The following is an 18,904-nucleotide window of genomic DNA, read 5'->3' on the forward strand; positions in this document are numbered from 1 at the left end:
TTGATGCTGGTAGCCTTGATGAAAGCTGGCGATTCGAGCGGGCCAAACCCGCCTACTGCATACCCTTGGATAAAGAGGGACTGAAGGTTGCCCTGGCGGCAGCCCAGCGGCAGGTCGAGCTGCCCGAGGGATCGTGGCGCCGCGGAATATCCCCCCGCCGGATCGAGAGAACACAGAGCAGCAAGAACCGATATGACCCTCCATTTCAAGATAACAACATGATCGAAGTCACCGAAGTTTCCATTGCCCAGCTGCGCGCTGCGCTCGAATCCGGCCAGACCACGGCGGTCGAGCTGGTCCAGGCCTATCTCGCCAGGATCGATGCCTACGACGGCCCCGATACACCCACCGCCCTCAACGCGGTAGTCGTTCGCAACCCCGAGGCACTCCAGGAAGCGCAAGCCTCCGATGCCCGCCGGGCCAAGGGCGAGACACTGGGGCCACTCGATGGCATTCCCTATACGGCCAAGGACAGTTATCTGGTCAAGGGGCTCACCGCTGCCTCCGGCAGCCCCGCCTTCGCCAAGCTGATCGCTTATCGCGACGCGTTCACCATCGAACGGCTGCGTGCCGCCGGCGCCATCTGCCTGGGCAAGACCAATATGCCGCCCATGGCCAACGGCGGCATGCAGCGCGGGGTCTACGGCCGGGCGGAGAGCCCGTACAACGCCGACTACCTCACCGCTCCCTTTGCCTCCGGTTCATCGAACGGCGCGGGGACGGCAACCGCCGCCAGTTTCGCGGCCTTCGGCCTCGCGGAAGAAACCTGGTCGAGCGGGCGCGGGCCGGCCTCGAACAATGGCTTGTGTGCCTACACCCCTTCCCGTGGCGTGATCTCGGTACGCGGCAACTGGCCGTTGACCCCGACCATGGACGTTGTGGTGCCCTATGCCAGGACCATGGCCGACCTGCTCGAAGTGCTCGACGTGGTGGTGGCGGAAGATCCCGATACCCGTGGCGATCTGTGGCGGATGCAACCCTGGGTGCCGATTCCGAGCGTGACCTCGGTGCGTCCCGCGTCCTACGGTGCGCTGGCCGCCGGCAGCGATGCGCTCGCCGGCAAGCGCTTCGGTGTGCCGCGCATGTTCATCAACGCCGATCCCGAAGCCGGCACCAGCGAAGCACCTGGGATCGGTGGTCCGACCGGGCAGCGAATCAACACCCGTGCTTCCGTGATCGATCTCTGGGAAGCCGCGCGCAAGGCGCTCGAAGCGGCGGGTGCCGAGGTGGTCGAGGTCGATTTCCCGCTGGTCTCCAATTGCGAGGGTGATCGCCCGGGTACGCCGACGGTGTTTACCCGTGGCCTGGTGTCCAAGGAGTTCCTGCATCATGAGTTGTGGGATCTGTCGGCCTGGGCTTTCGATGATTTCCTGCGGGCCAACGGCGATCCCAAGTTGAACCGTCTGGCGGATGTGGACGGACCGAAGATTTTCCCGCACGACCCGGGCACCCTGCCCAACCGCGAAGGCGACCTGGCCGCCGGCATGGACGAATACGTGCGGATGGCCGAGCGCGGCATAACCCCGTGGAACGAGATCAGCACCGTGCCGGACGGGCTGCGCGGGCTTGAACAGACCCGGCGCATCGACCTTGAGGAGTGGATGGATCGCCTGGGGCTCGACGCAGTGCTCTTCCCGACGGTGGCCGACGTCGGCCCGGCGGATGCCGATATCAATCCGCAGTCGGCGGATATCGCCTGGAGCAACGGCATCTGGGTCGCCAACGGCAACCTCGCCATCCGCCACCTGGGTGTACCCACGGTCACGGTGCCGATGGGTGTCATGGCGGATATCGGCATGCCTGTCGGCCTGACCTTTGCCGGTCGTGCGTATGACGATTCAGCGCTGCTTCACCTGGCTTCGGCGTTTGAGTCGACCGGGGCGAAGCGCTTGATACCGCCGAGCACTCCGGCATTGGTGGCAGGCAAATAAATAGCCGCCAGGGTGGGATTGGGGCCGTGCAGGCTTCAATCCCTCCCGATTGGAACTGCAGAGTTTCCCACGCACTTGGCAAGCCGCTCCTCACCACCCCAAACCTTGAACGCCTCCGCAGCCGCCGTTCGGACGGACTCTCCACTGTAGGGGGGCTTAGCGATCCCCTTGCTATTCGTGAAGAACAGCCAGAGGACGCCACTGTCGAGGTGCCCAAGATTGGCGTTCTTTGCTGTAGCCTTTTGAGGAGGTAAGCCACTGATATCCCGGCTCAAAGCATACGAGGCCTCGCCAATACGACCTCCTGAGTCTCCCACAACGAAAGTAGAAGCTTTGTTCTTGGATGGGTAGATGGCTACACCAAAGCTGCCGATCGAGATCCCCAGTTTCTTCAGCTCGGGGAGTTACCTGGAATGACTCCAAACGGAATGGTTTCGGCATCGAGATATCGTGCTTGATCTCTTGGATCCCGGTGGTTCTTGGTATCCATCAGGCTCGTCGTTGAAACATAAAACCCGCTGCCGTCCAACTGTTCCACAGGGACTACATCTTCAACCTTGTGACCTTGGACAGTGACGTCGCCTTCTGCCCTGAATCCATACCAGTTGATCGCTCCCACCTTAGGGTCCTTCCACCCGGCGTGGCGGATACGCTCGTAGTCTTTCATGAAGCGAGGACAGTTTCCTTTGCCGGCCCCTTCATAGCTCGCACCTTCAGCCGGGTACGCTCTACCTGCGTTGCAAAGCAGATCGACTCCCCCGCCCTTTTGATCATCTCGATGGTAGGCCGTTCGCAAACCGTCGAGGTTGACGCTGCCGCCAGCCCAGATGACAAAGGTATTGTCTGCAAGCACGTATCCGGTCTGGGACTTGGTAGCGGACTTTAGCGGGTTGAGAATGATCTTCTGGACGCTCCCCCTGCAGTCAGAAGCAGAGTGCACAACAGGTGAGACGCAAAACAGTAGCGCTGATGCATAAACGCCGAGATACCTGGCCATGACTTGCCCTTCCCTTAGTCTGCAGCAAACGAGACAACCCGCTGCAAGCATAGCTTGCCATCAAGCATTGTTATGATCGCCCACGACCAATATTGGCGGCTGGCAACAGGCATCCGGATTCACCTGTCGAGACTCGGGGTTCAGACCGCGTTGACGCTTAACGGACATGCGCTTCAAAAAACTCAAGCGCCCTTTCGTTAAGCTGTTTGTGAACGGCAACGCGGTCGAATCCCTTGGCATCGACGCAGAGCTCCGGCGCCTCCTGCTTCAACGGCGCGGGACACGGGGCGAGAAAGGCAAAATGCGCGGCGTCGGGAACAAGGTGGAACTGCGGTTTCTGGGGCAGTGCGTTGGCGAGTGCGGGAAGGGTTTCAGGTAGCACGCCATCGCCGCCAAACTGCGAAGCCCAAATCTGAATCGGTGCTTTCACATTCGTCAGGTTGACTGGGCTGGGAAACGCGTTGAACGGATCCGCCAAGACAAAGGCCTTGATCCGTGCATCACGGGTCAACGGCTGGGTGGGGATCTCTTTGTTGCGCAGTTGTTGGCAAATGGGCAGTGCCAGATCCGGACAAGGGATATTGGCGTTGAGGAAGTCCGGGTTACCGCCGGCCAGTACGAGACCTGTGTAGCCACCGCGTGAAAACCCAAAGAATCCTATCCGTTGCGGATCGATCCTGGCGGCGTCCGGTGCGGCGCCCAGCATGTAATCGATCAAGCGCTTGATATCGGTCGGACGTTCAACGAATGCGGAAAGATCGTCCGCGTGGCTCATATCGGAAAAGGTATCCCCCGGATGGTTGATGGCCGCCACGATGAAGCCAGCATCGGCCAGTGTCTCGGCAAGGTCATGATGGCCAAGGAAAGAGCCACCGTGGCCATGGGAAATCACCACCAGGGGGCGTTTGTCACCCACGGTCGGACAATCGCGCCGCCCCATCAAAACAAAGGGCCCTATCGGCACTTCCTGTGCAGCCTCAGCGCAGGGTGTCCACATAATGGCCTTCAAGGCCGGACCGTTGGCATCGGATGGAATCTGAACCATCTTTATTCCGGCTGCCTGCGCCGTCACCGCAGACAAGCAGAGCGATACCGCCAAGGTGAGTTTTCTTAGGTAGTTTCCATAAGCGAACATGTTGTTTTCCCTTCCATGAATTGCGGCTTGCCAAGGACTAGGCAAGCCTCTCCCACATCTGAACCAGCCCTACCAAATGGACGACACCAAAACCTATGCAAACTAGCGAACTGATCACAATGAACCTGTTGCTGCGGCCAGTGTCGGCCAGCATAAAGGCGCCCGCCAAGCCACGCAGCAGGTAGATCACTGTAATAGCGCACAACGCTGGGCGCAGCAGCGGCAATGGGTCAATCACCGTAGCCCCCGCCAAAGCATAGGCCGCCCAAACCAGCAGGACCAACGCGATGAGGCTGGTCACCGCGGCCGGGAAAACTTTTCCCGCCTCCGCCGCGCGGGCGAAGCGTTCGCCCGCGCCGAAAAGTCGGTACCACGCAGCCCCCACAAGGATGACACCGACATGTAGCGCAGCCGCCAGTGCATTGAGCACTGCCGCGACCATCAGCGCCAGATTGTATTCATCAGCCATGAATCATTCCCCTCTCCTTGAGATAAGTGACTGCCTTTAACGAGCCTGGATGTCGGCTTGCCAAGGACTAGGCAAGCCTCCCCCACATCTGAACCAGCCCCACCAAATGGGTGACGCCATAACCTATATAAGCGACTGAAGTGATCACAACGAACCGGTTGCTTCGTCCACTGCCTGCCAGCATAAAGGCGCCCGCCAAGCCACGCAGCAGGTAGATCACGGTAATAGCGCACAACGCTGGACGCAGCAGCGGCAAGGGGCTGATCACGCCAGCCCCCGCCAGGGCATAGGCCACCCCGACCAGCAGGACCAGGGCAATAGCGCTCGTCACCACGGCCGGGAAAGCTCTTCCGACCTCGGCCGCGCGGGCGAAACGCTCCCTCGCACCGAAAAGCCGATACCACGTCGGCCCCACAAGGATAGTGCCGATATGGTGCACCGCCGCCAGTGCATTGAGTGCTGCAGCGATCATAAACGCCAGATTGTATTCAGTAGCCATGAATGATTCCTTCCTGGAGTTCGCTCTGCATCCTGTGCATCGCGAATCGTACCGCTAGCCGGAGAGAGACGGATCTTCACCCATGGTCGCTGTATGGCGTGCCTTTATGCAATCTGTGTCTAACATTCTTCTCTTGGCCGCCCTAGCATCAACCGCTCCGTTCAGGTGCATACGATGAAAGAGATTCCCGGCGACATCGATTTTTCAGGCTTGGCGGCCCGTCGGCTAGGGCCGGATGACCGTGAGATCATCTGCTTGCACCGCGAAGCGATGTTCCTTGAGGCGGGAGGAGATCCGGCGGAGTTACGGGTGATGACCGAACACTTCCGGCCCTGGCTGCAGCAGCGCCTATCCGATGGCCGCTACTACGGTTTTGCACTGATGGACAGAGGTCAACCTGTGGCTGCGATAGGTCTGATGAATATCGACTGGCCACCTCATCCATCCCATCCGACCTTGGACCAGCGCGGCTATGTGCTAAACGTTTTCGTCGAACCCGCTTACCGGCGCCGGGGCCTGGCTTCAGCCCTGATGAAGTTGGCTGAAGCCGAGTTTGCCCAACGAGGAATGAGTTTTGCCGTGCTACACGCGACCAAGGCCGGCAAACCGGTGTATGAAGGGCTGGGCTGGGCGGCGACTTCTGAAATGGCGAAAAGCGTTTCGTGACTTGAGGTCCTGTCTCCGGAGGCGGGTCGCCGCGTTCAGCCTCGGATGAAAGGCGACCTCGACTCCCCTGCCGCAGCGCCAATTGCTGGCCTATCAATAAATCCCATAATTGCGCTAGGGGAAGTGAGCTGAGCTCATGAGTCTACCTAGGGGGCGGACATTCCAGTTCCTGCGGATTCACGCGCCACGACCAGACTGATGAATACACCTCATGAACCCTTGCCGATTTACCAGTCTAGTCCCCACCCGTTAGCTCGCTTACTGTTTTCACAACGGTACTGCACCAAGCCGACGTGCACTGAGTGCAGCCTCATCCTGTTTTTTATCGACAGCGACCTGACCGGTAAAACCATCATCCCCTCCAACACCAGCTGCTCCGCGCACCGGGCAGCCTTGTGGCAGCCCACCACCTTATAGGAGCTCCTTCGATGAACCCGCTGATCGCCCCACTTGTTGCCTTATCGCTCTTGTCTGGAGAAACCTGCGCCCAGCCCTCAACCAGATCCGGATCAGCAGCGCAGGCTCCCAGCCCTCCGTTAAAGGCGCTGAAGAAAATTTCACGGGCTCAGTCCGTGTCGACGGCCTGTTCAAGGGTGACGTTCCGGCTCGCATCCGCGGAGGCACGGTGACCTTCGAACCCGGTGCGCGCACGGCCTGGCATACCCATCCGCTCGGGCAGACACTCATCGTCACTGCCGGCGTTGGCTATGTGCAGCAAGAAGGCGGACCACGTCAGGAAATCCGACCGGGCGACATCGTCTGGATCCCGCCACACGTACGCCACTGGCATGGGGCTACGGCCACCACCGGCATGACCCACATCGCAATAACCGAAGCCGAAGATGGGAAAACCGTCACCTGGGAGGAGAAGGTCTCAGATGCACAGTACAAAAACGAATTGCCCGCGCAAGGCATGCAGATGAAGTAACGGGATGTGTCGAGCGCGCTCTATCGGCCCTGTTACTTCGCCGTAATACAGAATCTTGCATCCCGCTACCAGCGCTCTACGTCACGTGTTTTAGCCTCGAGCGTGGCTCTGGAATTCATAACCCTTGCTAATAAGTGAAAGCGGAGTAATGGGGTTATTCCGCACCGCCCTCTTCCGTACGATCGGACCCCATCAGCCACCCAGCTGTCACCCGCGATTTTCTGAATCGCACTCTTTTAATGCTCGGGAGACTCACTTGAGAAACACAATTTTGAAAGCCACCTTCATGGCCGCCATGGTCGGTCTCTCTGCTGGCGAGGCCGGGGCCGCAGACTACAAAAAGAACCCGTTCACCTTGGTTTACGACGGCGCAATTACCAAGAATGAGCCCGGCAAGGTCAATATCCATCCGGTCACCTACAAGCTCAATGGCCTGGACATTGCTGCCAACGTCTATACCCCTGCCAACTACGATGCGAAGAAGGTCTATCCGACTGTGGTGGTGGCGCACCCGAACGGTGGAGTGAAAGAGCAGGTGGCCGGTTTGTATGCGCAGCGACTGGCTGAACAAGGCTATATCACGATTACCGCAGATGCCGCGTATCAGGGTGCAAGTGGCGGACAACCGCGCAGTATCGACAAGCCTGCGTACCGCATCGAGGATATCCACGGCATGGCGGACTTCATCACTCAGTATGCTGGAGTCGATGGGAAACGCCTGGGCCTGCTCGGCATCTGCGGCGGTGGTGGATACTCGTTGGCCGCAGCGCAAACCGACAAGCGATTCAAGTCGGTGGCGACGGTCAGCATGTTCAACTCCGGACGGGCTCGTCGCAACGGCTACAACGATTCTCAACTGGACACCCTCCAACAACGCCTGCAACAGGCTTCCTCTGCTCGCGCCCAGGAAGCGGCCGGCGGGGCAGTGCTCTATTCAGGTGATGCCAACCTCACCGATGAGCAGATCGCCAAACTGCCGTTCGACTTGTATCGCCAAGGTTACGAGTACTACTGGAAGACGCATGCGCACCCTAATTCGACCTTCAAGTACACCACCAGCAGCCTGTTGGATCTGATGCGTTTCGACGCCACCAACCAGATAGAACTGATTAATCAGCCGTTGCTGATGATTGCGGGCAGCAAGGCCGACAGCTTGTACATGACCCAGGATGCCTTCTCCAAGGCCACCGGCACCCAGGACAAGGAATTGTTCATGATCGACGGCGCAACCCATATCGAAACCTACTGGGTTCCCCGGTATGTCGAAGCGGCCGTGAACAAGCTGAATGCGTTCTACACGAGAACCCTGTAATTCAAGGGCGTCTGCCTGCCCAATCCATCGTCGACTAGAATCCATGGGTCAGCCCCAATCGTGGAGGCCCCCGATGATCAGCAAGAACACGATTTGTCTCTGGTACGACGGCACCGCCCTGGAGGCCGCGACGTTTTACGCCGAGACCTTCCCGGGCAGCGCGGTGAGCGCTGTCCACCGTGCACCTGGCGACTACCCAGCGGGCAAGCAAGGCGATGTCCTGACGGTCGAGTTCACGGTGATCGGCATCCCCTGTCTCGGCCTGAACGGTGGGCCGGCGTTCAAGCATAACGAGGCGTTCTCGTTCCAGGTGGCAACCGACGACCAGGCTGAAACGGACCGCTTGTGGAATGCGATTGTCGGCAACGGCGGCCAGGAAAGCGCCTGCGGCTGGTGCAAGGACAAGTGGGGACTTTCCTGGCAGATCACGCCACGGGTCTTGACGGCCGCGATCGCCAGTCCTGATCGAGCGGCGGCCAAGCGTGCGTTCGATGCCATGATGGGCATGAGAAAGATCGACATCGCGGCGATCGAAGCGGCGCTGAAGGGTTAACCCGCGTGCTTTAGGGCCGGGCGTTTGGATAGGGAGGCAATCCGAACTATGCTGAACGTTCATGCCCCGCCTGGAGCCCGTCATGAGCGTTCGCCGTATCGTCGCCAACCTGGCCAGCAACCACCCCGCCGAAGTCGCCGCCTTTTATCGCAAGCTGTTCGATATCACACCGCTGATGGACCACGGCTGGATCATCACCCTGGCCTCCGACAGCCACGCCCACGCCCAGCTGAGCATTGCCAGTGAAGGCGGCTCCGGCGCACCGGTACCGAACCTTTCCATCGAAGTGGACAACCTCGACGAGGTCTTCGAGCGCGCGCAACGCGCCGGCTACCAGATCCTCTACCCGCTGACCCTCGAACCCTGGGGCGTGCGGCGCTTCTTCGTGCTTGACCCGCTGGGCACCCTGATCAACGTACTGCAACACACAGACTGAACCTCATAACATCCGACGCAGTACCGAACGCCCTCGAAGCTGGTGTTGCAACACAGCGGCCAGGTGCAGCGCCACCAGCGCAGCCAGCAGGGTACAGAGCAGATGATGCAGTTGTTGAACCTCTGCCAGGGCTGGCAGGGAGTGAAGCAGCTGCGGCAACGGCATGATCCCAAGCAACAGCACTGGATGATTCATCATCATCACGCCGGTCAGCAATACGCCGCTTACACTGAGATAGATCAGGGTGTGGGCCAGCCTGGCGATGCTTTTCTGCAGATCCCGGGTACCCGCCGCCGGTTCGGACGAGGTGGTCAGGTACAACCACAGGCGCCAGGCAAACAGCGGAATGAACAGCGAGGTCAGTTGTGGATTGAGGTTTTCCACCCACTGGCGAACCGGGTGATTGACGGGAAGCAAGGTCACGCCGAAGCCGCTCAACGTGGCCCAGAGGATCACCAGCGCGGAGATCCAATGCAGGTAGATACGGGCGGTGGTGTAGGGCCTGGGGGGTGATTGCAGGACGGGGTGGACCATAAATCGTGCGACAACCTTGAGTAAGAAGGATTTACATTTAGATTTGCGGCGCCACGGTACTACCAGGCCCTCCACTCTGCAAGCACTTGGCCACCTCGCGCGTTCCATGGACGGGTGCTTTTGTCGTTTGCTCAGGGGGTGAGTCGGCTACCCTCTAGCCCATAAGATCGTCAGGATCTAACCTCTTCTCTGAAGTCCGTTGCGGAAAAAGGGACCATGACCTCATCAATCTCTGCGAACGATCCCGTTACGGTAAAGCTGCTCGAAGATGTGCGGGCGTGCGAAATCTGCGCCGAATTCCTCCCCTTGGGACCGCGCCCGGTCTTGCAGATGCACGGCAGTGCGAAGATCTTGATCGCCGGGCAGGCTCCCGGAAGCAAGGTGCACAAGACCGGCATTCCGTTTGACGACCCCAGCGGGGACCGTCTGCGGGACTGGATGGGGATCGACCGGGCAACCTTTTACGATGAAACGCGAATTGCCATCTTGCCGATGGGCTTCTGCTATCCGGGCAAGGGCAAATCCGGCGACTTGCCGCCGCGCCCGGAATGCGCGGCAACCTGGCGCGCGAAGTTGCTGGCGCGCATGCCGGACATCCAGTTGACGCTGGTCATCGGGCAGTACGCGCAAAACTGGCATCTGCGCGATAGCGCCAAAGCGAGCCTTACCGAGACGGTACAGGCTTGGCAGGAATATTGGCCAAACGTACTCCCCCTGCCCCATCCGAGCCCGCGCAATAATATCTGGCTGAAGCGCAACGCCTGGTTTGAAACGCAGGTGCTGCCGGCATTGCGGGCACGGGTCGAGAGGATTCTGTCTTCATAGTGTTGGTTGCAAGGTTGAAGACCGCTGGGCCAATCTCGCTTATCGTGCGCAAGGTGGGGTTCACCTATCAGTAATGGAATCCCCCTCGCCACAATCGGTAATAATCCCGACCTTGTCGCTGTACAGCCTGAGCACTAGTCTTCGGTGGTCGCCGCTTATTCGGCGACCGGGCTTGGAAACCCGAAGACATAGCGCACAGGCGCCAACCAGTTACAATTGCAGGCGTTTTTTCGTCCGCAACTTGTCAATGGCGGCTGTGCGCGGGAGGATTTCGGTCCTGCCGGGTCCTATGTCCCCGGTTTCCAACCTGCGTACAGCTGCCACCCCTTCGCTTGGAACGAACGTGGCGGCTCTCACTTAGACGTAGGAGCTATGCACATGCACGTACTTGCTTCGCTCGACCTTCACTTCTCGGATACCTGCGCCATTGCTGGAGGTGTCCAATGAACGACCATCCCCCGATCAAAACCCTTGGCGTCATTACCTTTGCCTCCTGCGGCGAGGGTGATCAGCAGTTGTTCCGAGTCAACCCCGATGTCCCGATCAAGGACGCCATGGAGCATGCCTCCAATCTGTTTTACTGCGCCAAGCACCTGGCCCTGGACGCCGCCATGGAGACAGATGGAAAGCGTTATGCCTGGGCCTCCCACTACCTTTGTGAGATGGGCAAAGCAGTGGTCGATGACCTGAACCAGAGAATGTTGTCTGGTCAAAAGGCCTAGGCAGGGGCAGCTACTGGCGAATCGCAATTGTCGGTCCGCACAAACCTGCTGTTATAGGAGCAAGCTTGCTCGCGATGGACGTCAACGATGACGCGGAATGTTTGATGCACCGCGGCATGTTCACGCTCATCGCGAGCAAGACTGATCTGACATGGCAATAACGGAAAGCGAATCCATTCCAAACCTTCTGGCCAGAGCCTTGGCCATGGTCGGTGGAGCGTAGCGCAGACGCACTGCGCTTATCTATTCGTCAACCGCCGCAGTAAAACGTCGCACGCCCCTGAAAACTCTTGGTCGTCGATTCCTGCTCTCCTCGGATTCCTCTCCAACCGCAGCAATCAGCCAGGAGAGGACGGTGGACATAATGATGAAAAATGGGTAGCGTCACCGAACTTACAAGGAGATAACAATGAGAAATTTTGCTTTTGTCGTTGTTTTAGTCTGCGTTGCATTATCCGGTTGTACACGCAGTGCTCGCTTGTATCCCGCAAATGATATTGCTACTGCTACAGGTGTCCTTACGGCAGATTTCAAGTCTTATGGTTCAGGCCACGGTGATATTAAAATTATCATGCCTGACGGTGAGCTATTGAGCGGTGAGTATTCTTTAGTGCGCGGCGGCGCCATCGGCTTTGGCAATGTGTATGGTTCGGTTTATGGCTCTGCGGGTTTATCTTCGTTTTCCGGAAGCTCAAACTCATATGCAATGCCCGGTAGCAGCCCTGGTACTGCCTCACTGTTTGGCGATAAAGGAACAAGCATGCTGTGTGAGTTTTATAATGATAATTTCAGTGGCCATGGTAATGGTGGGTGCAAAAGCTCCAAAAACGCATTATATCGCCTGCAATTTTAAATCTCACCAGCTGTTTACTGGGGCACGCAGATGTGCGTGGTGTAATTACCCCCTTATTCATGGTGGCCGGATGATGACTCGTTGGCTGTTTGATAGATTGGTGACAGATTTATTCTTTACCCCAAGCCTCAGCCATTTGTCGCTGGTGACCGATTTCCGCCTCGTTGATCAAACTGACCGTGCCTGACGAGCCTGAAGCGTTGCAAGCATGGCACGTCAGGATGCAAGACAAGCAAGCATGAGCCCATGCTACACATTAAATGCTTACTCTGGTTTTCTTCAGCTGCGGTTCAGGAAGAGGCGAATGGTGCCGCTTGACATCAGATGCCCCACTGTCAAGCTCTATCCGCCCTGAGCAGCGTGAACTTGGGAGCTGTGCAAGGGGGACTGATTTATTTTTCTTAGAGTCCGCTTCCGGCCAGCTGCGGCCCTCCTCACCGATAGCTTTCAGCCAATAGCCGATGCCCAATTTAAAAATAAATCCGTCCCCTTTTCGGCCTTTGCCTGTCAGCCATCTTAATCGTTAGGTATCTGACACATGATTCTTACCAATATTCTTTACCGAACATTCTTTATCAAGGCAGAGCAGTACGGAACGGCCTTCACCATCGAGGTTGACGACGCGGAATATCTGGTGACAGCCCGGCACTTGCTCAACTCAAACGATGGCGAGCCTATCATTCGAATCTTTCGCGAAAATGCATGGCTAGAAGTTAAAACAAAGTTAGTTGGTCATGGGCGCGGCGAAATTGATATCTCGATCCTACAACTAAGCACCCGACTTACAGATGTAGAGTTCGTTGTCACCCCGTCCATAGGCGAAATCGTGCTGGGTCAAGATGTATACTTTCTAGGCTTTCCATACAAAATGTGGGGTGACGTAGGAAGCCTCATGGATGGCTTGCCATGCCCGTTCGCGAAGAAAGGGACCCTCTCGTCTATCAGCGTTACTAAGCCGCAAGTGATGTATGTCGATGCAATCAACAACGAAGGATTTTCAGGTGGCCCGCTGTTCTTCTATCCGGCAGGAAAGCCAAATGAACTTCGCATTGCTGGTGTCGTTTCTAAGTTTCGCGTAGAGCACGAGGTGGTGCTCGACGAAGAAGGAAACCCAACTCAGATGACAGTGCCGTACAATACCGGCTTTCTAGTTGCATACAGTATTAACCATGTTCTCGAAATCATTCGACCACAACTAGGTGTCTAAGATACGCTTCAAGGTCGTTCGCTTCGCTCACTCGTGCCAGGCTAAAGCCTGCCCCTTAACCTGAACGTTATGGATGTCTGCAAAGGGTCCAGGCTGTGTGAAAAACGCACGCGCTGTTTTGTAGTCTGCGTTGCTACGTAAAATCTGCCGGCGTTTGGTTAGTCAGCCACCCTGAAATTAACGTAGGAACGCGATTTTCGTTCCGATTCTGACTGTCAAACTTGCTCTAAAACGTTTTCACATAGCCTGGGTCGAAAACAGCCCTTAGCGACAGGCAGAAATCGGCCAGGAGCCGACATATGGGAGCTTCAATTATTCAGTCGATGAACGGCCGATATTAACTAGAAAGCTGCCGTTAACGATCAAGTTAACCGGCGCGCCGCCACCGACGTTTGCCAAGTTAATGGCATGAATTGGCGCGTCCGGTTGAATGAGTGATTAGGGCGCACTTGACACGCCTCGCACCGTTGCTACTTCGCTCCTTCCGCCGGCAATGCTTGTTTCAGCTGTGCGATCGTCCGTTTGATTGCGTCCTCGCCGGCAGCCTGATCCTTACGCGAGGCCGTGGCCAAGTTGAACCCGTGACCGGCGCCGTCGTACTCATGCAGCGTCAGCATGGGTGGGGAAACTGCCTTGGCAGCGTTGGCGAGTTGGCGCGCCATTTCGATTCGGCAGCAATCCTTGTAGGTGTCTGCCGTACCGGCAAACATCTGCACTGGAACCTTGATCTTGGCGACAAAGTCGGCCGGGGCCTTGATGAACGCGGTGTACGGATAGCCTACAACGACCGTTGCGACGAGCTCTGGCATCCGTGCCGCGTAGGTCAGCGCGGTCGCTCCGCCGAGCGAATAGCCAACGACGCCCACCTTGCCTGGCCGCGCGTGCGCACCCGCCTGAGCCTGCGTAATCACCTCTTTGAGCATGTTCCAGGCACGGCTCGTGTCTTTGATCCAGAATTCATTGCCGTCGACCAGAACGACATCGAAACCAGCGTCGGCGATCTGCTGCGCGGTCATCGTGTAGCCAGGCATGCCTGTTTGGCCAGAAACAAGGACGACGACGCGTCCACTACCTGACTTTGGTAGGAACTCTTGCTGTTTTGGACCAGGGTCCTGAGCCCCTGCGCACGATGAAACGGCCGCAAGCAAGGATATGAGGAACCGGGGGAAAACACTCAGCATGGGCGACTCCTTCAGCGCATTGTGATTCTACCCCGCGGCGTCATTCGTCCCGCGAACGCAACCTGCTGTGGGAACGGGCCTGGCAATATTTATACGGGCAGTGGTGTCCGCATAACATAAATATTGATGACAGGATTTATAGTCCCCAACTGCTTGACATGCAAACTTGTGCCCTCTTCAAGCTCAGACCAGTGACAGCTGCAAGTTGCTAAGCGGACGCCACATGGTCAAAGGGGCAGATGGCTGCTCAGGGTCGACTCCCGCCCGTCGTGACAGGCAGACGGGCTGCCAGCAGCATCAATATCGTGGTCTGTCCCCGATTGCTCGTCGCGACTTGATTGCGCCAGACAGGGTAGGATTTGGGGCGTGTAAACCGCCCCGTGCTGATCGCCCCTCACCCCCATGTTTTTCCGAGCGCGTCCAGACCGGCTCTTTGCAGGTCCTGCGGATTCATGGCAAGGCGGAACTTGCAGGTCGCCTCGAAGTTGAGAAAGAAAGGTTCTGCAAAACTGGGGATTTCAGATGAGTCTTGTACGTTGATCAGGAAAATCCCGCCGCGCATTCCCTCCTGCTCAGTGAAGTAGGCAGTCTCCGGTTTGATGCTCTCCAGGATACGCTCCATGATTTCGCCGATCTTCCCGGATCTGACGAGAGCGTTGAAGGGTTCATTCGGGAACTCGACCATCAGTAGCATTTTCATCATTCGATACTCTATTCAAATGGCAGCCTCATCTCCCTACCTTTGCTCCTGGCGCTCATGCCGTCAGGACTGCATTCAACCGTTCCTGCGGTGTGTTAAGCATAGCGAAGCATGAGTTGACGTTCGTCCGGGGCTACGGACGGTCATCAAGCTGCCGTTCGCCATCTGCCCAGGCTTTCAGCATCCTCGAAATTGCTGACAAGCACACAGGTAAGGAAGAAATGATGCAGAAGGAAGCTCACTGGAAACGCCGCCTTCTGACCCGCGACAGCGGCTTGAACGGAAACTGAAAGGTAGAAAAATAAATCTGTCACCTTTTCGCTTGGGCCTTTACCCCGTTAGACAGGCATGGCAAATTGCAACCACAATCTATTTACATGGACGGACTTGCACAATGTCAAAAAATCTTGAAGAGCGCGCCCTTCACTCTTATTTTAACAAAATTGCCCTGAATTTTTACGCCGACGCACTTGTTATTGACTGTCTTGAAATTACACTGACTCAGAAAAATGCCGAAAATCCAAAAATTTACACCGCTCCGGGAAGCATCCAATTCAGCTTGCAATCCGGCGGAAAGCTTAGAATTGTCGTAGATACACCAGCATCAACATTCCACAGCAGCCTCGCTGAAATAATTTCTTTGCAGATTGAACCGGGCGTACTGGTACCAGACCACCACTACTACAAATTATCCGCACTGTGCGTGTCTGGCTACACCTGGGAAAACTCAGAAGTAAAAACCAACATCACATACTATGACGGAGCAATCGTAATTGATGCAAGCTTTGATTGCCTAGAAATCAACAGCGATCTAGACAGCCCGGATAGATTTATTAACTATTTCTTCTCAGACAATCTGAAAATCCCATTTAATAAATTGAGACACATTAAAGAATCTAAAGGAGATCGAGACACATCAGTTAAAAACATACCTTATAAGGCAGAGGGAAAACTCCCTAACCTGGAACTTACTTTTGAACAACTAGACCCAGAGAAATACCCAGACGTAATTAGGTTTTATGCAAAACCGGATGACCCAAGTCTATTATCTAAACTGCATGCCCAAAGGCTGCTTGACTCAACAAGATTCTGCACGGCGACACTGCTCCACCCAACAGCAAGCATCATAAGGGTTAGCAACACTACAACCTATCGTATTTCAAGCCATCGTAAACCCAACAAAGGTCCAGTTGGGGCACCTATTCCTAAAGATAAAACAGCAGACTTCTTCGAACTCATGTCATGCCATTACACATACATATGCACTATAGCCCTGGAGAAAGAGGCGACATCAATCATCGGACAGCTAAATAACCTTTACACACTTAATGGTGTCAACCTAGATACCGTAGCGCTCATCGTTTGTGTGGCTTGCGAGGCTCTAGCTAAAAATAGTGTTCTCAAGCCGATTGGTGCTATCTCACAACAAACAATTTTAGAAATTGAAAAAATAGCTACCACAATCAAAACTAGCGACGCTGAAAAAAGCATAATAGCGCGTGCAAACTCCGCTATCGGCGGAATGAAATCAAGCCGAGCCCAAGACAAATTTTACGCATTAGAAAAATCTGCGGCGATTACAATGAACGAAATTAATGCTTGGAAGGAACTCCGCAATCCGGCAGCCCACGGCAGCCTCGAGTTTAAACCTGAAAAGTTCCAAGAGGAACTCGACAAAATTTTCAGAGTTATACAACTGATCTACAAATTGACTTTCTTAATTATTAACTACCGGGGAGATTTTACGGACTATGGGAACCGTGGCTGGCCCGTTGCCCAGTACGATGCCCCTGCACACAAGGCCCTGCTATATAGCTCCAACTCTCCCCCCCTTCAACCTTGTGAAAAAAAGGAATAGGCTCTCATCGAGGTAGAGCCGCTGAGACATAGCTAGCCGCTACAACATCAGCGCCTCCCCCATTCGGACCGTCGACGACTCCCCATTAGAGAGGAATGGTGCCACGAGCGGATTCTTTACTTGATGGCGGCCATCTACGCTTGACCGCTTCACGCCCTGAGGAGGTCAGTCAACCTAAATCAAGGTTTTTGAGGAGCGGTGAACCACGCTTCCTCAAGGCATTCAAATAGGTGGTTTCATCGTAGGGCGTCCTGGTCTGCCAGCACCGGTACAAAATCCGAATCCACTTAAACGCAAGTGCGCGTACGGCAGCCTGGTAGGTACTCCCTTTGGCGCGTTGCTGCCGGTAGTAGGCTCCAGCCCAAAAGGATTTGTTGATGGTCTGACCCGCCCATTCCACGAAGGTCTGACGAAGAAACGTTGGACATTGCCAGCGCCAATGCACCCAGCTCTTCTTGCCACTTCGCTCCGTCACAGGGGCAATGCCGGAGTACTTTTGCAGCTCGCCCGCGCCATGGAAACGCTCACGTTGCTCTCCGAAGGCTGCGAGTAAGCGTGGCGCCAGATGCTGGCCTGCGCCCGGCAAGTTCCGAAACAATGCGTAATCCGGTAGCGCAGAAGCGACCCGCTCGATTTCCTTGTCGAAGCGATCGATCACCGTGAGGACGGTGCGCAGCTGCTCCACCAACGCGAGGACATGCAAGCGGCAAGGCTCGATAATGCCGGCATCTTCGGTGAGCGCAGATGCCGCACGGATCGACGTCAAACGCGCCTCGATCAATGTGGCGCGACGCCCGTTATGGGCATAAAAGAACGCTTCAAGCGTGGTTTTACGCGCCCGTTTGGCTGACAGGAGTGTCGGCCAACGAGTGAGGAAATCGCAAAACAACAGAGTGTCTCGCTGCTCAAACCAGTCCAGTGCCTGCGGGTAATACTGCTTGAGGGTGCTGCATAAACGGTTGGTAAAACGCGTCTTGTCGTTGATCAGATCCCGGCGCTGTTCGATCAGGCTCAGCAGCGAGCGCATGGCCGCACTCTGCGGCCTGAGTGCGGTGAACTGTTCAGGATGACGAAGCAGTAGATCGAGTGCCAACTCCGCATCGGAGGGATCATCCTTGGCGCGACTCGGCTTGAATGCCACGCGATATTTGGCAAGCGTCGAGGGATTGATCGGGAACAGCACGAAAAAGTCATACTTCAGCAGGGCCGCGACAATTGGTCCTTTGGCCAACTCCAGAGCTACTGCGATAGGGCCACCGAAGCGCTGGTGCAATGCCTTGGCCCACTCGTCAATGCGATCAACCTGATGGGGGATACAGTCGAACTGACGATGATTTTCATCCCCAGCCTGTAGGCAAATATCATGCTTGGTATCTGCCCAATCGATGCCGACATAGGCTGTGAAGTGCTGACTCAAGGACGCTGTCACGTGAACCTCCGCAAGCGATAAAATATCTGCTAGGGACATGCATGCTTGCGTTCAGCGAAGGCAATATAGTGAGCCGGTGCGACGGCGAACCCTGAGTATTCGTTATCGAGCGCAAGCGCACCTGTAGACTCGAAACTAAAGCGGCAAACGTCATGCGTTTGGGTCGATTTATTCGTAGTCTACAGGTGCATGTTCCACCCTCGCTGACAGCTACCTGCCAACCGTTACCAGTATCGGTGAAGGTGGGACGGACTATCTATATGCGGGTCGATTCTGTTGAAAAAATCGACCTGGGCTGGATGTCCGTGCATTGAGCGGTGAAAACACCATTTTTGCACTCTGCTACGTAAAAACTGAGTCCTGAACCCTCTGCTCAAAACACAGATTTCAATTTCAGACACGTACTTTTCTGCCGTGAAGACCGAAGCCGATTTTTCAACAGAATCGGTCGAAAGCGGCCATCCAGTAGCTGAGAATCAAGCTGGGCACTGGCAAGCCAGACGATTGCCAATATGAATTCTCTTGATAGGTTGCTTTCGACCAACAGCTGCCACACGATGATTCTGGTTTGCAGCCGTTCGAATGTCTGCTGCGCTTTGGAAACCACCTGAAAACCAACGCACACGACTCGGCCAAAACGGCCATTCAGACATTGCCCGACTACAGGCT

At 56.1% G+C, this 18,904-nt stretch carries 18 protein-coding genes and 1 pseudogene; 11 read left to right on the forward strand and 8 right to left on the reverse strand.

The features are described from left to right. Positions 1–218: 218 nt before the first annotated feature. Positions 219–1,931 carry an amidase gene (locus NUH87_RS03665; RefSeq protein ID WP_338526719.1) on the forward strand — a complete coding sequence of 571 codons (1,713 nt, stop codon included), beginning with the start codon at positions 219–221 and terminating at the stop codon, positions 1,929–1,931. 391 nt (positions 1,932–2,322) lie between these two features. On the opposite strand, the gene NUH87_RS03670 is transcribed toward NUH87_RS03665, so the two are convergent. From NUH87_RS03670 to NUH87_RS03685, 4 genes are all read right to left on the reverse strand, one after another. Beyond that, complete coding sequence (locus tag NUH87_RS03670; protein ID WP_338524768.1) at positions 2,323–2,928, reverse strand: hypothetical protein; 606 nt, start codon at positions 2,926–2,928, stop codon at positions 2,323–2,325. Positions 2,929–3,085: 157 nt separating this feature from the next. Further along, on the reverse strand, positions 3,086–4,063 hold the full coding sequence (locus tag NUH87_RS03675; RefSeq protein ID WP_338524769.1) for an alpha/beta hydrolase family protein: 978 nt from the start codon (positions 4,061–4,063) through the stop codon (positions 3,086–3,088). 37 nt (positions 4,064–4,100) lie between these two features. Next, positions 4,101–4,532 (reverse strand): hypothetical protein, encoded by a 432-nt coding sequence (locus NUH87_RS03680; protein ID WP_338524770.1) that lies wholly within the window; start codon positions 4,530–4,532, stop codon positions 4,101–4,103. Positions 4,533–4,599: 67 nt separating this feature from the next. Further along, positions 4,600–5,031 (reverse strand): hypothetical protein, encoded by a 432-nt coding sequence (locus NUH87_RS03685; RefSeq protein WP_040067080.1) that lies wholly within the window; start codon positions 5,029–5,031, stop codon positions 4,600–4,602. A gap of 174 nt (positions 5,032–5,205) precedes the next feature. On the opposite strand from NUH87_RS03685, the gene NUH87_RS03690 reads away from it, so the two are divergent. From NUH87_RS03690 to NUH87_RS03710, 5 genes and pseudogenes are all read left to right on the forward strand, one after another. Further along, the gene (locus tag NUH87_RS03690) at positions 5,206–5,697 is read left to right on the forward strand and encodes a GNAT family N-acetyltransferase (RefSeq protein ID WP_338524771.1); all 492 of its coding nucleotides are present in this window, start codon (positions 5,206–5,208) and stop codon (positions 5,695–5,697) included. Positions 5,698–6,125: 428 nt separating this feature from the next. After that, a pseudogene (locus NUH87_RS03695) lies at positions 6,126–6,625 on the forward strand ((R)-mandelonitrile lyase). A gap of 256 nt (positions 6,626–6,881) precedes the next feature. Further along, entirely contained in the window at positions 6,882–7,937 is a 1,056-nt protein-coding gene (locus NUH87_RS03700; protein WP_338524772.1) for an alpha/beta hydrolase, read from the forward strand. Between the two features lie 73 nt (positions 7,938–8,010). Then, positions 8,011–8,490, forward strand: a complete 480-nt coding sequence (locus tag NUH87_RS03705) for a VOC family protein (protein WP_338524773.1) — start codon at positions 8,011–8,013, stop codon at positions 8,488–8,490. Between the two features lie 82 nt (positions 8,491–8,572). Continuing rightward, entirely contained in the window at positions 8,573–8,926 is a 354-nt protein-coding gene (locus tag NUH87_RS03710; protein ID WP_040067087.1) for a VOC family protein, read from the forward strand. Between the two features lie 3 nt (positions 8,927–8,929). Here the strand turns inward: NUH87_RS03710 and NUH87_RS03715 are convergent, their stop codons facing one another. Then, positions 8,930–9,460, reverse strand: coding sequence for a cytochrome b/b6 domain-containing protein (locus tag NUH87_RS03715; protein WP_338524774.1), 531 nt, complete (start codon positions 9,458–9,460; stop codon positions 8,930–8,932). Positions 9,461–9,676: 216 nt separating this feature from the next. On the opposite strand from NUH87_RS03715, the gene NUH87_RS03720 reads away from it, so the two are divergent. The 4 genes from NUH87_RS03720 (at position 9,677) to NUH87_RS03735 (ending at position 13,067) form a co-directional block, all read left to right on the forward strand. Then, positions 9,677–10,285 (forward strand): uracil-DNA glycosylase family protein, encoded by a 609-nt coding sequence (locus tag NUH87_RS03720; protein ID WP_338524775.1) that lies wholly within the window; start codon positions 9,677–9,679, stop codon positions 10,283–10,285. A gap of 443 nt (positions 10,286–10,728) precedes the next feature. Further along, complete coding sequence (locus NUH87_RS03725; protein WP_338524776.1) at positions 10,729–11,007, forward strand: DUF3077 domain-containing protein; 279 nt, start codon at positions 10,729–10,731, stop codon at positions 11,005–11,007. A 409-nt stretch (positions 11,008–11,416) separates the two neighbouring features. After that, entirely contained in the window at positions 11,417–11,860 is a 444-nt protein-coding gene (locus tag NUH87_RS03730; protein WP_338524777.1) for a hypothetical protein, read from the forward strand. A 538-nt stretch (positions 11,861–12,398) separates the two neighbouring features. Beyond that, positions 12,399–13,067 carry a serine protease gene (locus tag NUH87_RS03735; RefSeq protein WP_338524778.1) on the forward strand — a complete coding sequence of 223 codons (669 nt, stop codon included), beginning with the start codon at positions 12,399–12,401 and terminating at the stop codon, positions 13,065–13,067. Positions 13,068–13,537: 470 nt separating this feature from the next. Here NUH87_RS03735 and NUH87_RS03740 read toward each other — a convergent pair whose 3' ends face one another. Both NUH87_RS03740 and NUH87_RS03745 read right to left on the reverse strand, forming a co-directional pair. After that, positions 13,538–14,248 (reverse strand): dienelactone hydrolase family protein, encoded by a 711-nt coding sequence (locus NUH87_RS03740; RefSeq protein WP_338524779.1) that lies wholly within the window; start codon positions 14,246–14,248, stop codon positions 13,538–13,540. A gap of 394 nt (positions 14,249–14,642) precedes the next feature. Continuing rightward, the gene (locus tag NUH87_RS03745; protein ID WP_338526720.1) at positions 14,643–14,948 is read right to left on the reverse strand and encodes a panthothenate synthetase; all 306 of its coding nucleotides are present in this window, start codon (positions 14,946–14,948) and stop codon (positions 14,643–14,645) included. A gap of 394 nt (positions 14,949–15,342) precedes the next feature. Here NUH87_RS03745 and NUH87_RS03750 point away from each other — a divergent pair, with 394 nt between their 5' ends. After that, positions 15,343–16,806: a hypothetical protein gene (locus tag NUH87_RS03750; protein WP_338524780.1), complete on the forward strand. Its 1,464-nt coding sequence runs from the start codon at positions 15,343–15,345 to the stop codon at positions 16,804–16,806. A gap of 169 nt (positions 16,807–16,975) precedes the next feature. Here NUH87_RS03750 and NUH87_RS03755 read toward each other — a convergent pair whose 3' ends face one another. Beyond that, entirely contained in the window at positions 16,976–18,274 is a 1,299-nt protein-coding gene (locus NUH87_RS03755) for an IS110 family transposase (RefSeq protein WP_338524781.1), read from the reverse strand. Positions 18,275–18,904: the final 630 nt, after the last annotated feature.

Source organism: Pseudomonas batumici (assembly GCF_036585405.1).
In the GTDB taxonomy this organism is placed as follows: domain Bacteria; phylum Pseudomonadota; class Gammaproteobacteria; order Pseudomonadales; family Pseudomonadaceae; genus Aquipseudomonas; species Aquipseudomonas batumici.